Origin of the sequence: Mesorhizobium sp. M0119, assembly GCF_040322615.1 — a bacterium.
In the GTDB taxonomy this organism is placed as follows: Bacteria; Pseudomonadota; Alphaproteobacteria; order Rhizobiales; family Rhizobiaceae; genus Mesorhizobium.
In genome coordinates this window covers 1-14172 of sequence record NZ_JAMYTU010000038.1, presented here as the reverse complement: position 1 = coordinate 14172, position 14172 = coordinate 1, and the positions used below count along the sequence as shown (strand labels likewise).

Below are 14172 nucleotides of genomic sequence, written 5' to 3'. Positions count from 1 at the left end.
GGCGCTTCAAACCGTGCCGATCAGTGCCTTGACGGCGCGATAAAACGTCGACGAAAACAGCTCGTCCGGATCGTATTGCCGCTTCTTCACCAGGAAGGACGGCAGTTCCGGATAGGAGGCAAGCAGTTCCTTGCCCGTATAATGAAGCTGGTAGGGCAGGAAAAAACGCCCGCCATGCTTGATCGTCACGTCGATCAGCGCCCTTGTCAGCGCCCGCATCCTGGCATTGCCGTCGGCGTCGGTCGGCTGATTGATGTAGAGCACCAGCGCATAGGCCGGCTCAGGCGCATAGTTCAGCGCCACATCCTCCTTGTGGACGATGCGCACCGACGCGTTGAGCACCGGCAGGCTCTGGTTGCGCAGGATCTCGCGCGCTTCCGCGATGAACGGGCTATAGGCCGCCCGCGGGATGAAATACTCGTGCAGGATGTCGGTCTCATCGAGCAGATCGTTGAACAGATACGGCACTGAATCGTGCATCGGATTGTTGCGCATGACCAGGCAGGCCTCGCCCTCGGCCATTGCCGTCGTCCGCGCCACCGTGCAGCTCTCGAATTGCGGCTCCAGCGTCTTTTCGGTGAACCATTTCAGCTCCTGGAACAGGCTGCCCCATTTCGCCAGGTTGATGATCACCCGCTTGAGCCCGACCGAACCTGGTTCGCCGATTGCCGGCTGGTCGGCCGGCGGCTGGTCGGCCACCTTGTCATAGCGGTAGACGATCATATCCTCGAGGAAATTGCCCGGCGCAGTCGACAGATGCCCATAAAACAGACCGATCGCCCTGTTTGGCTCCAGCACCTCTGCGAAGAACTTTGGAAAGTCGTCCGATTTGATGATCTCGCGCGAGGTCCGGTAGACGGCGTTGTCGACGATGTCGAGCGTCGCCTCCAGCACCACGCCGAACAGGCCGTAGCCGCCGACGACGTGGCGGAACAGCTCGGTGTTTTCGGCCGGTGAGCAGGTTGTCACCGAACCGTCCGCCAGCATCACCCGCATCGAACGGATCGAGCCGGCGACCGAGCCGGCTTGGTGGTCCATGCCATGCGCGTTGACCGACAGCGAGCCGCCCACGGAAAAGATGTCTGTCGACTGCATCGCCTTCACGGCAAAGCGCGGGTGCAAAAGGTTCTGGATGTCGTGCCAGCGCGCGCCAGGCTGCAAGGTCATCGTCTTCGCCGCCGCATCGACGCTGACCCTGTTGAATTTGCGCATGTCGAGGACCAGTGCATTGTCGTCGAATGCGTGTCCGCCCATCGAATGGCGGACCGCCGCGACCGAGACTTTCAGGCCATTGGCGCGGGCAAAGGCCAGCGCGCTCGCAATGTGGTCTTCCTCGCTGACTTCGACGACGCCGTAGACCGGCGTCATCGACAGGCCGCTGGCATCATTGATGTCGCCGCCCTTGGTCAGCCATGCCAGTGACGGATCGTAGGCTGGCGGGCCCTCTAGCGGCTCCTGCGTCAGGTCAATTCCATCAATGTCGGCGATGCGCCCCGAATTCTTCTGCCCCGACGGACCGCGCGCCAGCCGCGCCACGGTCGTCCCGCCCCATAGCATCGCGCCGCCGACCACCGTCGCACCAAGCAGCAGCCGCCGCGACAGGCGAAACCCCTTGCGTTCTTCGACCATAGCCCCACCCCCGCTACGCCAGGAATAGCGCGAGCTTCCGGCAAAAACCATAGCCGGAGTGCGTAGCAGAATTAGAGCGGCAGTTGCGGCATCAGGAGCATTTTCTTATGGTTGCAATGAAGGTATTTTTCGCGCTACGATTGAAAAAACGAACGGATCCATGATGATGCTGACCATTGTAAGGGCGCCCATTCCATGAAGCACGTGTCCCGCGCGATACTGTCCCTGATGCTAGCGCTTGCTCCGATATCCGCCGAGGCTCAGGACTCCAGTCAGGGCGACGACAGCGTCGTCGCAGTCGCGCCTGATGATCCAGATATGGCGGCGGCGACTGCACAGGCACGTGCCAGCCTGGATGAATTCCTGGCATTATCCCAGACACCGCCACCTGGAACGGACACATTCAAACTGAAGGTGATGATCAAGGACGGAAATGTGACCGAACACTTCTGGGTCATCCCGTTCCAGCGGAACGAAACCGGATTCGTGGGGATATTGGCGAATGAGCCACATAGTGTCCACAACGTCGTGGCTGGCCAGTATATCGAATTCAACCGGGACGATATTTCCGACTGGGGATACACCAGAAACGGTCACCAGGTTGGCAGTTTCACCGTTTGTGTGATGTTCAAGTCGATGTCGAAGGAAGAAGTCGACTACATGCGTAGCCAACGCGGCTTCGATTGCTGACCGCCCAGCCGGACTAACCCGCCTCCTCGTCCCTCGCCCCGATCTTGCGCACCAGCGCCGCTGTCGCCAGCATCGCGCCCATGTCGGCGATCATCGGCGCGACATGCTTGGTGTAGTCGAGGCGCGTGGGGATATCCGGCAGCTCGAAGAAATTCCTTTCCTGCGGCAGCAGCAGGAAGCCGTCACTGCCGCTGAGCGCCACGCGTGCCGGATCGTTCGGCCGGGTCTCGCCGAGCCATTGCAGCGCCTGCGCCAGCCGGCCGGTCACCAGCGGCCGCGCCGCCTCGATGTTGTCGGTGCGGAACTCGTAGGCGGCATCGAGCTCCGGCACGCCGCTGGACAATTCCTGCATCTTGCTGCCGAAGATGCCGCGGAAGAAGCCGACGGCTTTGTTGGTCCGGCGCGCGGCGACCAATGTGCCGGGGAAGGGCACGATCGTCTCGAAGGCGACGATGACGCCCTTGAACACTGCCGTCGTGCTCTTGCCCGTCCCTTCCCGGAGCTCTGCTTCGTACAGCTCGAACGGAAACCCTTCATAGCGGCCGGAAAAAGCATCGTCGAAAGACTGTCGGTTGAATGGGCCAACCGTCTCGCGCGGCAGCCGGTCGAACGAATTCGGCTTGACGTTGTGCCGATACTGCATGTCCTCGATGAAACCGAAGATGATCGGCAACAGCGTGCTGCGAAACGACTGCTGCAATTTGCTCGCCGGCTTGATCGCCCGGAAATAGAGCAGGATCGCCGCCAGGAATCCGCCGATATAGAGGAACACATGCGGGGTCGAGAACCACTGCTCGTTCGGGTCGGCAACCCCGTTGAAGAGCCAGGCCACAAAGACCACGAACACCAGCACCAGCCCGATGAAAAGTGGCACCCGCCAGCGCGTCCGGCGATGGGCCGAAGCTCTTTGCGCCTCATACGCCTCGATGTTCTTCCTGAGGCCGGCGATCACCGCTTCGCTCGGCATGAAATCCGCAGTTTCCATCACCCACCGCCGCCACAAGCCTGCCCGCGTTGGGCATGATAGCCGGTTTGGTGGACCGCGTCAGCGCAGCCGTCGGCGCCTGGCACCGAAGATCGCATCGAGGCGGGCCAGAACCCTTTGCCTCGATTTTCCCGCCAGCGCTTCGACCGGGACAAGCCGCTCGTGATCGCCGGCGCGCAGCCGCATGAAGGCATGCAGCCGGTAGGCGGCGATGGCCCCGCGCGTGCCGGGATCGGCGCTGATGTCGACGACGAGAATGGCGCCGATGCGGCCGGGCCATGGCTGCCGCGCAAAGGCGGTGCCGATGAAATCGCCGAGCCCATAGGCGACGAGCGTCTTGCCGATCGGCTCGATCGGCTGCACGACATGGGCATGATGTCCGGCGACCAGGCCGACGCCATAATCGGCCAGAAGCCGTGCCAGTGCCCGCGTCTTCGCACGCGGAAAATGCCGGAATTCCCAGTCCCAATGCGGTACCGCGCAGAGGAGATCGACACCCGAAGCGGCGTCGCGCGGCCATTGCGTCGGATCGCCTAGCATCGAGACTCGGCCCGCAAACTGCGCCGCGTCGGTATTGCGCCACAAGGTAAAGGCGGCAAGGCCGATTGTCAGCGCCCCGACTGCAAACCGCTCGACCGGAGCCGCAGTGCCGATCGTGCGGATGCCGAGCCGCTCCAGGGCGGCGACCGTCTCATCGAAGCCGGCAATACCCTGGTCGAGCACATGGTTGTTGGCCAGCGACAGCACCAGTTTTTCACGCGAAATGCCGGCGGCGGCCAGCGCCTCGGCAAGAAACCGCTCGCTCATCGCGTGGCGCGTGCCAAGCCTGGTGCCCAAAACAGCACTCGGCCGTTCCACCACCGGGCTTTCGCAATTGCCGACCACCAGATCGGCCGAGGCAAGCAGTGCCGCAATCGCCGGATCGCAGTCCGGCGCGCGGCGATTGGCCACCGCCGAGATATCGCCGACGAAAGCCAGCCGCACCGTCCGCACCGGCGGCGGTTCGAGCAGGGTTGCGGCCGCCGGAGCAAAACCGCGCGCGTCGCCATCGAGCGAAGGCCGGAGAAAACGCGGCAGCCACGACAGTTTGTAGGAAAGCGGATAGTTCGACACGCGACGGCCCAATGGTTTGCCTTGTGTAGACCGCCAGCCGGATTGATTGAAGCGCAGACTGTTATCGGTGAACCACAGGGCTACAGGCGCGCGAACCAAATGCGTGTATGATCCACTGCGGAGCGACAAAAGGGGCGATCACGATGAAGCGTTTTTCCAGGCTGGTGGCGTGCGCCATCATTCTTCTCCTGCCGCTGGCTTCACCCAGCGCCGCGGCTCCCGAAGCCGCGGCCCTGTTTGAGGCAAAAACCGTAGCCGAACGCGACAGTGCTCTTGCCGCGCTGGAAGCCACCGCGCCCGGCGATCCGGCAGCGACCTACGCCGCCGGCGCCGGCGAATTTTTCACCGCACTGGAGATCCTGGCCGGCGGCCTGCACCGCCACGGTTTCGAAAGCCCGCAATCATTCATGCTGCCGCTGATGCGGCTGCCGGTGCCGGACAATGCCAATCCCGAGCCGCTGACCTACGAGCAATTCCGCGCCATTCTCGTTGCCTTCCGCGACCGGCTGGAGAAATCCGCAGCCACGCTGGGTTCGGTACCCGCCGACGCGGACATCGGTATGGTCATCGACCTCACCCGCCTCGGCATCGACCTCAACGAGGACGGCCAGATCGCGCCGGACGAAAGCGCCGCGGCGATCATGGCCTCTCTGTCAGGCACGGGCGGCGCGCCGGCCGATGCCGCCCTCGCCTTCCGCTTCGACCGCGCCGACGGCTATTGGCTGCAGGGCTATGCCGAGTTCCTGATGGCGCAGGCCGACTTCTGGCTGGCACATGATTTCAGCAACACGTTCGACGGCTCCTTCCACATGCTGTTCCCGCACGCAAAACTGCCGCTGCAGGACACGCTCGTGCCGCTGGACGGTGGCATGGGCGGCGGCATTCTGTCGTCCGAATGGCGCATCGCCGATTTCATCTCGCTGGTCCATCTCATCAACTGGCAAGTGGTCGAGCCTGAGCGCCGGCAAGCGGCACGCCGCCATCTCATGGAAATGATCCGGCTGTCGCGCGAGGACTGGAAAGCCATCCGCGCCGAAACCGACAATGACCGCGAATGGCTGCCCGGGCCGCAGCAGAAAGGCGCCAGTCCGCTGACCGGTCTGGAAGTCGGTGAGCAGCAGGTACAGGCCTGGCTCGCCGCCCTGGCCATGGCCGAGGATCTGCTGGAGGGACGCAGCTTGCTGCCACATTTCCGCATCGCCGATAAAGGCATCAACATGAAGCGCTTCTTCGACGAACCAAAGCCCTTCGACCTGGTGCTGTCGATCACCGGTCCGGCCATCGCGCCCTATCTCGAGCGCGGCAAGATTCTCACCAGCGAGGAGTTCAACCAGATCCAGCGCCAGTTCGGCGGCGCCGGGTTTCTGACGTTCGCGCTTTGGTTCAACTGAGGGAGTGCTTCGACGTCACTCCTGACAGCCTGCTGTCAGGAGCCAAATTGCGCCTCGCGCCACCCGCCACTCCGCTCTTTCCATTTTGGCCGATACCTCCCATATTCGGGCCATGGCCAGACTCTCCGACAAGAAAACGCCGCCGCCGGCGAATGACGAGCGCGCTTCGCCGCCCAAGCGGCGCAGTCCGCTGACCGATTTCCTCGATGCCTCGGAGCCCCTGTACAAGGGCGGCTTTGCCGAGGCGCCGCAGGCCGAGTTCACCGGCGCGCCGCTGACCGGCTCGATCGCCGACTGGGCCGAGCAGATCGAGCAGGAAGCCGAGAAGGAAGGGCGCCAAATCTCCCCCCTGAGGGGGGAGATGTCGCCGAAGGCGACAGAGGGGGTCGGCAAAGGAAGCGCTCGACATGAAGGGTCGCCGAGCCCGGACGCACCGACCCCACCCGGCGGCTCCGCCGCCACCCTCCCCTCGAGGGGGAGGGAAGGCGCCAAGCCGGCGAAGAAAATCCCGGAGCGCTCCTCTTCCCCCGGCCGTACCGCACGCGGCACCTCGATGGGCGGCGCGGCTTCGGCGCGGGAGCGCACTGCGGCCGGTCTCAACCCTGTCGCCGGCCTCGATGTCTCCCTGGAAGAGGCCGAGACCATGGCCTCGGGCGGCGTCACCGCCACCGTCGCGGCGCTGTCGGCGCTGATCGAATCCGGCAATCCGCTGCACAAGGACGGCGTGCTGTGGACGCCGCACCGTCCTGCCCGGCCGGAGAAATCCGAAGGCGGCATCGCCATCAAGATGGTCTCGGATTTCGAGCCAGCCGGCGACCAGCCGACCGCGATCAAGGATCTCGTCGAAGGGGTCAACAGCAACGACCGCACCCAGGTGCTGCTCGGCGTCACCGGCTCGGGCAAGACCTTCACCATGGCCAAGGTGATCGAGGAGACGCAACGCCCCGCTCTGATCCTGGCGCCCAACAAGACGCTTGCCGCGCAGCTCTATTCCGAGTTCAAGAAATTCTTCCCGGAAAACGCCGTCGAGTATTTCGTCAGCTACTACGACTACTACCAGCCTGAGGCCTATGTGCCGCGGACCGACACCTACATCGAGAAGGAATCCTCGATCAACGAGCAGATCGACCGGATGCGCCATTCGGCGACGCGCTCGCTGCTCGAGCGCGACGACGTCATCATCGTCGCCTCGGTCTCCTGCATCTATGGTATCGGCTCGGTCGAGACCTATACGGCGATGACCTTCCAGATGCAGATCGGCGACCGGCTCGACCAGCGCGCGTTGCTCGCCGACCTCGTCGCCCAGCAATACAAGCGCCAGGACATCAACTTCGTCCGCGGCTCATTCCGGGTGCGCGGCGACACGATCGAGATCTTCCCGGCCCACCTCGAGGACCGCGCCTGGCGCATCTCGCTGTTCGGCGACGAGATCGAGGCGATCACCGAATTCGATCCGCTGACCGGTCAGAAGACCGGCGAGCTGAAGAGCGTCAAGATCTACGCCAATTCGCACTATGTCACGCCGCGCCCGACCTTGAATCAAGCCATCAAGTCGATCAAGGAAGAGCTCAAGCACAGGCTGGTCGAACTCGAACGGGCCGGTCGGTTGCTGGAAGCGCAGCGCCTGGAGCAGCGCACCCGCTTCGATCTGGAGATGCTTGAGGCGACCGGTTCCTGCGCCGGCATCGAGAATTACTCGCGCTATCTGACCGGCCGCCAGCCGGGCGATCCGCCGCCGACCTTGTTCGAATACATTCCCGACAATGCGCTGGTCTTTGTCGACGAAAGCCACGTCACCATACCGCAGATCGGCGGCATGTATCGCGGCGACTTTCGCCGCAAGGCGACGCTGGCCGAATATGGGTTCCGCCTGCCGTCCTGCATGGACAACCGGCCGCTGCGCTTCGAGGAGTGGGACGCCATGCGCCCGCTTTCCGTCGCGGTTTCGGCGACGCCCGGCGGTTGGGAGATGGAGCAGTCCGGCGGCGTCTTCGCCGAGCAGGTCATCCGTCCGACCGGCCTCATCGACCCGCCGGTCGAGGTGCGCGCGGCCAAGACACAGGTCGACGACGTCGTCGGCGAAATCCGCGAAACCACGAGGGCCGGCTACCGCACGCTGGTCACCGTATTGACCAAGCGCATGGCCGAGGATTTGACCGAATATCTGCATGAGCAAGGCATTCGCGTGCGCTACATGCACTCCGACATCGACACGCTGGAGCGCATCGAGATCCTGCGCGACCTGCGCCTCGGCGCCTTCGACGTGCTGGTCGGCATCAACCTGTTGCGCGAAGGCCTGGACATTCCCGAATGCGGCTTCGTCGCCATTCTCGATGCCGACAAGGAAGGCTTCCTGCGCTCGGAGACATCGCTGATCCAGACCATCGGCCGCGCCGCCAGAAACGTCGACGGCAAGGTCATCCTCTACGCCGACCAGGTCACCGGCTCGATGGAGCGGGCGATGGCGGAAACCAACCGCCGTCGCGAGAAGCAGATGGAGTGGAACGCGGCCAACGGCATCACCCCAGAATCGGTCAAGTCGCGCATCTCCGACATTCTGGACTCGGTCTACGAGAAGGATCATGTCCGCGCCGACATCTCGCAGTTCACCGACAGCGCCGGCGCCATGATGGGCAACAATCTGAAAGCCCATCTCGACGCGATGGACAAGCAGATGCGCGACGCCGCCGCCAATCTCGACTTCGAGAAGGCGGCCCGCATCCGCGACGAGATCAAGCGGCTGCGCGAGATGGAGCTGTCCATCTCCGACGACCCACTCGCCAAATACGCCGACATGGAAAGCCCGGTTTCGGGCCGCGAAAAGGGCAAGCACAACAAGGGCGTGGCCAAACATCGTACGTCAGAGGAACAGGAGCGTTTCCGCAAGCTCGACGAGGCACGTGCCACCGAAGAAGCGGCCAAGGCTGCCCGGCCCAACCTCTTCCGCAAGCCCGCGCTCGACGAGATGGGCGCCGACGGCGCCGTGCCGGTCAAGAAGCCGCTATTCGCAAAACCTTCGCTCGACGCCATGGGCCCGGGCACCGACATGCCGACGCCGGCCGGGGCGGTGTCCCGTTCGCTGTTCAAGAAACAGTCGGCCGAAGAGGCGCACGGCTCCGATTTCGGCATCCCCGGCGACTCGACCAAACCGCTGTTCAAGAAGAACTCGCTCGATGAGATGACGGTGCGGCGGACCGAGAAGCCGGTCGAGGGAAAAGAGCCGGCGAAACCACAGCCAATCTCCCCCCTTGCGGGGGAGATGCCCGGCAGGGCAGAGGGGGGCGCGAAGGAACGCGACGATTCCGCCAAGCCGATCGTTCGCCAGCGCGCCGGCATTGGTTCCTACGAGGATCCGGGCGACGCTCGCCGCGAAAAGCGCCGACCCGGCAAGACTGGTCGGCCGGGACGGTAATTCTGCCGTGGCGTTACTTGAGCGCCGCATGTATCTTCTCGCCATCGGCTGGGTGGCTACAGATGATAACACGCCGTTTCTTTGGGCTTCTCGCCGCAGGGTTCTTGCCGTCCCGCGCGGCGTCTCAAACAACAAGCGCGCCGCGGCGCTTGCAAGACGACATTCCGATAGCCGCGCAGTGGATATCCAACGCACTGCAAAGTTCGGGCTTCGGCGCGGATTTCTCACCGCAGAGCATATCCGAGGTGGAACGGTTTTTTCGCGAGCAGACGAAGGATGGAGAGCCCATCTCCGGCGGTTTGATATCACAAGATATCGGGCCGCGTTTGTTTGCATTGGGATGCTACTGTGGCGAGGTGCTTCGCAAGGAACTCAGCGGGCATTGGCTGACGAATGACGACGATCCCGAAGGGGAAATTAACGCGGCTCTCGAAGTCGGAAGCGGCGTTACTTGCTGGCCCATGCAACGAGTCATGAAGCGGCTGCGCAACAGCGAAGACGACCTGGTGGCTTGGGCCGAAGGGATCAGGCGGGGCTGAAAGGCCGAGTATCCAACCTACGACAACAATTGGCAGCAAACCTAGGTTCGATGCGGCAACAAGGCAAACTCCACATTCTGCCCCTGATTTTAGGCAGTAAAGACACGCCTTTGCGGGCTGGCGCCGATCTTGGACCGGTGCAGAAACACCTTGGCTTTCCGAAATGGCTGTATGTCTATCAGGATCAGCCATGCGGCTTTCTTCTGGGTTATGGCGATCTGGAAATCAACATTTTGATCAGGCGCGATCGAGCGCGAGTGCACCGTATCAGCATCAAACTTTGGCACATGCCTCATGTGCCCAAGTCCTTGCCTTTGAAATGGAGCGGCAACAGCCAAATCGATCTCGACGGCTTTAGTCCAGCCATGACGTTTTCGGCCGCCAAGACGCTCCTCGCAAGTCTAGGGCTGCAAGCCGAGGAATATAAGATGGAAAGCGGATATGAAACTGTCCGTCGGCTCGTGCTCCCTCATGCCGAACTTCATTTCTTCAAGGGACCGGAAGAACCGATCCTGATGGAGATTCACTTCGAAACGCCACAGGAAATCCAGCGAACCAAGGGTGACTTTATATTCCCTCTGCCAGACTAAGGCCTGCCTGCAGAGGACACACTTGCAACCCACCCCGCCTTTGGTGTAATCGCTCCGCACACTCGACCGTCTTGAAAGGAGGGCTGCGTGTCTTTCGACCACCACCGTCAGCGCGGCCCTGTCTCTGCCCTGCGAGCTTGCTTGCAGGGCTGACCAGAGACGGTCCGGGTTTTTCTTCCCGCTTCGATTTTCTTGGTCTGCCCTTCGTGGTGCTGCAACGCCGAGCCTGATGGCCAGCTTGCGCACCGTCAAAGTGCATTGAACCGGAGTTTTCTCCGGACAGACCAGAGAATTCAAAATGGCCCTGATCAGCCTCAAGTCCCTCGGCGTCACCATGAGTGCGCCGCTGTTTTCCAATCTCGACCTCACCATCGGCACCGGCGACCGGCTCGGCATCGTCGCCGCCAATGGCCGGGGCAAATCCACCTTGCTCAAATGCCTCACCGGCGAGATGGAGCCGACCACCGGCGACATCACCCGCACGCGCGGCCTGCGCATCGGCCATGTCGAGCAGGCGGTTCCCGCGACATTGGCCGAGCGCAGCTTTCAGCAGGTGGTGGCCGATGCCTTGCCGCCCGACCAGGCCGATAGCGAGCAATGGCGCGTCGACGTCGTTCTTGACTCGCTTGACGTGCCGGAGCCGATGCGCGGCCGGCCGATGCGGGCCTTGAGCGGCGGCTGGCAAAGGCTGGCGCTGATCGCCCGCGTCTGGGTCACCGATCCGGATGTCCTGCTTCTCGATGAGCCAACCAATCACCTCGACCTGGCCAAGATCAGCCAGCTCGAAGCTTGGCTGAACGCGCTGCCGCGCGAGGTGCCGGTGGTGATCGCCAGCCACGACCGGGCGTTTCTCGACGCGACGACCAACCGGACGCTGTTCCTGCGCCCTGAGCAGTCGCCGGTGTTTGCCTTGCCCTACTCACGGGCCAGGGACGCGTTGGGCGAAGTCGACGCCTCGACGGAGCGAAAGTTCCAACGCGACATGAAAGTAGCGCAGCAATTGCGCCGGCAGGCCGCCAAGCTCAACAATATCGGCATCAATTCGGGCAGCGACCTTTTGACGGTCAAGACCAAGCAGCTCAACCAGCGCGCCGAGCGCCTGGAAGATGCGGCGGCCCCGGCGCATCGTGAGAAATCGGCGGGCGCGATCAAGCTCGCCAATCGCGGCAGCCATGCCAAGGTGCTGATCACGCTCGACGACGCGGCGGTGGAAACGCCCGACGGCACGCTGCTGTTCAGGACCGGCAAGCGCCACATCTGCCAAGGAGACCGCATCGTCCTGCTCGGCCGTAACGGTGTCGGCAAGTCACGGCTGATCGGCCTGATCCGGAATGCCATCGTCGAGCCGCAAACGGCAGCGCAAGGCCTGAAGGTGACGCCGTCGACCGTGCTCGGCTATAGCGACCAGGCATTGTCGGGCATCGGCGGCGACGACACGCCGCTGGCGATGCTCTCGGGCAGATTCGATGTCGGCGAGCAGCGCGCCCGCTCGCTGCTCGCGGGCGCCGGCGTCAGCATCGACATGCAGGAGCGCAGGATCGGCGTGCTGTCGGGCGGGCAAAAGGCGCGGCTGATGATGCTGGCGCTCAGGCTCGCCAATCCCAATTTCTATTTGCTCGACGAGCCGACCAACCACCTCGATATCGATGGCCAGGAGGCGCTGGAAGCGGAATTGCTGGAACATCAGGCGAGCTGCCTGCTTGCCTCGCACGACCGCTCCTTCATCCGCGCGGTCGGCAACCGCTTCTGGCTGATCGAGAAACGGCGGCTGACCGAGGTCGACAGCCCGGAAGGGTTCTTCCGGGAGGTTGCCGAGGCAGGCGGTTGACGATTTTGCCCCATGAATGGCGAGCGGCTCGGCACACTTTCCCGCTCGCCGGAAAAGGCGCATCCTGAGGTCTTGCAAACCGAGGGAGGAAACCGGTCATGCGTGGCGCGGACGTCGTCAAGAAGCTGTATGATGCCTATGCAAAACGTGACATCGAGGGCGCGCTGGTCGACTGCGCCGATGATGTCGTCTTTCGCTGGATCGCCGATCCGGTGCAGTCGCGCTATGCCGGAGTGGCCCGCGGCAAGCAGGAGTTTCTTGCCCGGCTTGTGGCGCTGGACAGCGATTTCGAATACCGGCGCTTCATGCCGGTCGAGATCATCGACGGCGGCGACAAGGTTGCTGCGCAGGTCGAGATCCATTTGACGAGCCGAACCACCGGTGACGAGTTTGTCCTGCGCACCGCCGATTTCTGGACGGTACGCGACGGCAAAATCATCGAACTGGTGGAATATTACGACACCGCTCTGGCCGCATCTGTCATCTGAGTCCAGTCCGTCGGACGGCACGCAGCTCAGCTTCCGGTTGGATGTGCGCTGACTTGGCGGTCGTCGCTCGGTTCCCGGCGGGTGAGTAACGCCGTCTTCGACTGAATCCGGCCTTGCGGAAAAAAATTCCGGCGCCCTGTCGGATGATGATCGCATGCCACGTCCTTGGGACGCCGACACGGTGATGCCGGCGCCAATCGAGGAGAAAGCATCATGTCTATTCTGTCATCCATAGGTCACGCCGTAACGCGTTACTCGGCGGCTCGCGCCCGTTATCGCAGCGAACGCGCCATCCTTTCATTGCCGATCGAGCTGCGCAAAGATATCGGCTGGCCGGAAATCGTCGACGACGCGCAAAACAGCCCGCGGATTCGCATCGAAGGTTGAAAGGTGGCAGTTGGCCGTCGCGGCAGGCGCCATTTCGAATCCAAAAAACCATCGGCCGTGTAGGATCGTCGCCGTTCCGTTCGTCCTGTGGTTCGCAAAGGCAAACCAGACGCAAGGAGGAGCATGACATGAATGACCAGCCGCAGACCCAGCCCGCCGCCAAAGTGCTTGGCGGATTGACGCCCTACCTTCAGCTGGACGGCGCTTTCAAAGCCGCAGAATTTTACCAAAAGGCCTTCGGTGCCGAGCAGGTCTTTGCCTATCCGCCGGACGAACAGGGCCGCACCATGCATATCCATCTCCACGTCAACGGTTCGACCCTGATGCTTTCCGACTTCTATCCCGAGCATGGAATGGCCGCTGTGAAGCCGCAGGGCTACACCATGCAGCTCCATCTCGGCAGCGACGACATCGACACCTGGTGGAAGCGGGCCATCGAGGCAGGCTGTGAGGAAGTCGTGCCGTTGCAGGTGATGTTCTGGGGCGACCGCTGGGGCAATATGCGTGATCCGTTCGGCGTCGAATGGGCGATGAACGCACCGGTGAAGAAGGCTTAGCACATTCTTCCTTCGCCCTTTGCGGGAGGAGGAAAACCTACCCAGGAGGAAATCCAATGTCTTATGTCGATGGTTTCGTACTTGCCGTGCCGAAGGCAAAGCTCGATGCCTACAAGAAGCTGGCGGAAACCGCCGGCGCCGTCTGGAAGGAGCATGGCGCGCTTGCCTATGTCGAATGCGTCGGCGACGACGTGCCCTATGGCGAGATCACCTCGTTCCCGCGCGCCGTGCAGGCCAAGGACGACGAGATCGTCATCTTCTCATGGATCGTCTATGAATCCAGGCAGAGCCGCGACGCAGTGATGGCCAAGGTGATGGCCGATGAGCGCCTGAAGGCCGACTGGTCGACCATGCCGTTCGACGGCAAGCGCATGATCTTCGGCGGCTTTCAGCCGTTTATGGAGCTTTGAATGCATGTCGCGCAAAAGTGTGCAGCGGTTTTGCGGTAACGACATGCGTCAAAACAAGAATCTAAAGTATCCGTTTTGATCAAGGGGTTTTAGGGGCCCATTTTCGCTGCGCCTTGAGGAGAGCGTTTGCGAGGATGATGAGCTTTCGCATCA

General features: G+C 62.7%; 13 protein-coding genes. 10 read left to right on the top strand and 3 right to left on the bottom strand.

The genetic code is table 11. The annotated features are described in order from the left end of the window. Positions 1-6: 6 nt before the first annotated feature. Positions 7-1629 (bottom strand): FAD-binding oxidoreductase, encoded by a 1623-nt coding sequence (locus NKJ40_RS25475; RefSeq protein WP_352468444.1) that lies wholly within the window; start codon positions 1627-1629, stop codon positions 7-9. Positions 1630-1824: 195 nt separating this feature from the next. On the opposite strand from NKJ40_RS25475, the gene NKJ40_RS25470 reads away from it, so the two are divergent. Beyond that, positions 1825-2319: a YegJ family protein gene (locus tag NKJ40_RS25470; protein ID WP_352468443.1), complete on the top strand. Its 495-nt coding sequence runs from the start codon at positions 1825-1827 to the stop codon at positions 2317-2319. Positions 2320-2332: 13 nt separating this feature from the next. Here the strand turns inward: NKJ40_RS25470 and NKJ40_RS25465 are convergent, their stop codons facing one another. Together NKJ40_RS25465 and NKJ40_RS25460 are read right to left on the bottom strand one after the other, a co-directional pair. Next, a complete protein-coding gene (locus NKJ40_RS25465; RefSeq protein WP_352468442.1) occupies positions 2333-3304 on the bottom strand; it encodes a hypothetical protein in 972 nt (323 codons plus the stop codon). Positions 3305-3364: 60 nt separating this feature from the next. Further along, positions 3365-4417, bottom strand: a complete 1053-nt coding sequence (locus NKJ40_RS25460) for a CapA family protein (RefSeq protein ID WP_352468480.1) — start codon at positions 4415-4417, stop codon at positions 3365-3367. 143 nt (positions 4418-4560) lie between these two features. Between NKJ40_RS25460 and NKJ40_RS25455 the strand changes: the two genes are divergently transcribed. From NKJ40_RS25455 to NKJ40_RS25415, 9 genes are all read left to right on the top strand, one after another. Further along, positions 4561-5808 carry a hypothetical protein gene (locus NKJ40_RS25455; protein ID WP_352468441.1) on the top strand — a complete coding sequence of 416 codons (1248 nt, stop codon included), beginning with the start codon at positions 4561-4563 and terminating at the stop codon, positions 5806-5808. Positions 5809-5920: 112 nt separating this feature from the next. Further along, a complete protein-coding gene (gene uvrB / locus NKJ40_RS25450; protein ID WP_502903757.1) occupies positions 5921-9220 on the top strand; it encodes an excinuclease ABC subunit UvrB in 3300 nt (1099 codons plus the stop codon). Positions 9221-9282: 62 nt separating this feature from the next. Continuing rightward, positions 9283-9759 carry a hypothetical protein gene (locus NKJ40_RS25445; protein ID WP_352468440.1) on the top strand — a complete coding sequence of 159 codons (477 nt, stop codon included), beginning with the start codon at positions 9283-9285 and terminating at the stop codon, positions 9757-9759. A 29-nt stretch (positions 9760-9788) separates the two neighbouring features. After that, the gene (locus NKJ40_RS25440; protein WP_352468439.1) at positions 9789-10349 is read left to right on the top strand and encodes a hypothetical protein; all 561 of its coding nucleotides are present in this window, start codon (positions 9789-9791) and stop codon (positions 10347-10349) included. Between the two features lie 298 nt (positions 10350-10647). Further along, positions 10648-12177, top strand: a complete 1530-nt coding sequence (locus NKJ40_RS25435) for an ABC-F family ATP-binding cassette domain-containing protein (protein WP_352468438.1) — start codon at positions 10648-10650, stop codon at positions 12175-12177. A gap of 98 nt (positions 12178-12275) precedes the next feature. Next, positions 12276-12665 (top strand): nuclear transport factor 2 family protein, encoded by a 390-nt coding sequence (locus tag NKJ40_RS25430; RefSeq protein ID WP_352468437.1) that lies wholly within the window; start codon positions 12276-12278, stop codon positions 12663-12665. A 213-nt stretch (positions 12666-12878) separates the two neighbouring features. Further along, the gene (locus tag NKJ40_RS25425; RefSeq protein WP_352468436.1) at positions 12879-13052 is read left to right on the top strand and encodes a hypothetical protein; all 174 of its coding nucleotides are present in this window, start codon (positions 12879-12881) and stop codon (positions 13050-13052) included. A gap of 128 nt (positions 13053-13180) precedes the next feature. Next, positions 13181-13609 carry a VOC family protein gene (locus NKJ40_RS25420; RefSeq protein WP_352468435.1) on the top strand — a complete coding sequence of 143 codons (429 nt, stop codon included), beginning with the start codon at positions 13181-13183 and terminating at the stop codon, positions 13607-13609. A gap of 56 nt (positions 13610-13665) precedes the next feature. After that, positions 13666-14019, top strand: coding sequence for a DUF1428 domain-containing protein (locus NKJ40_RS25415; protein ID WP_352468434.1), 354 nt, complete (start codon positions 13666-13668; stop codon positions 14017-14019). Positions 14020-14172 lie beyond the last annotated feature (153 nt).

What these genes read in the sequence shown, in the direction of transcription:
- NKJ40_RS25475 (WP_352468444.1), bottom strand. Translation starts at nt 1,629, where the DNA reads ATGGTCGAAGAACGCAAGGGGTTTCGCCTGTCGCGGCGGCTGCTGCTT.
- NKJ40_RS25470 (WP_352468443.1), top strand. Translation starts at nt 1,825, where the DNA reads ATGAAGCACGTGTCCCGCGCGATACTGTCCCTGATGCTAGCGCTTGCT.
- NKJ40_RS25465 (WP_352468442.1), bottom strand. Translation starts at nt 3,304, where the DNA reads ATGGAAACTGCGGATTTCATGCCGAGCGAAGCGGTGATCGCCGGCCTC.
- NKJ40_RS25455 (WP_352468441.1), top strand. Translation starts at nt 4,561, where the DNA reads ATGAAGCGTTTTTCCAGGCTGGTGGCGTGCGCCATCATTCTTCTCCTG.
- uvrB (WP_502903757.1), top strand. Translation starts at nt 5,921, where the DNA reads ATGGCCAGACTCTCCGACAAGAAAACGCCGCCGCCGGCGAATGACGAG.
- NKJ40_RS25445 (WP_352468440.1), top strand. Translation starts at nt 9,283, where the DNA reads ATGATAACACGCCGTTTCTTTGGGCTTCTCGCCGCAGGGTTCTTGCCG.
- NKJ40_RS25435 (WP_352468438.1), top strand. Translation starts at nt 10,648, where the DNA reads ATGGCCCTGATCAGCCTCAAGTCCCTCGGCGTCACCATGAGTGCGCCG.
- NKJ40_RS25430 (WP_352468437.1), top strand. Translation starts at nt 12,276, where the DNA reads ATGCGTGGCGCGGACGTCGTCAAGAAGCTGTATGATGCCTATGCAAAA.
- NKJ40_RS25425 (WP_352468436.1), top strand. Translation starts at nt 12,879, where the DNA reads ATGTCTATTCTGTCATCCATAGGTCACGCCGTAACGCGTTACTCGGCG.
- NKJ40_RS25420 (WP_352468435.1), top strand. Translation starts at nt 13,181, where the DNA reads ATGAATGACCAGCCGCAGACCCAGCCCGCCGCCAAAGTGCTTGGCGGA.
- NKJ40_RS25415 (WP_352468434.1), top strand. Translation starts at nt 13,666, where the DNA reads ATGTCTTATGTCGATGGTTTCGTACTTGCCGTGCCGAAGGCAAAGCTC.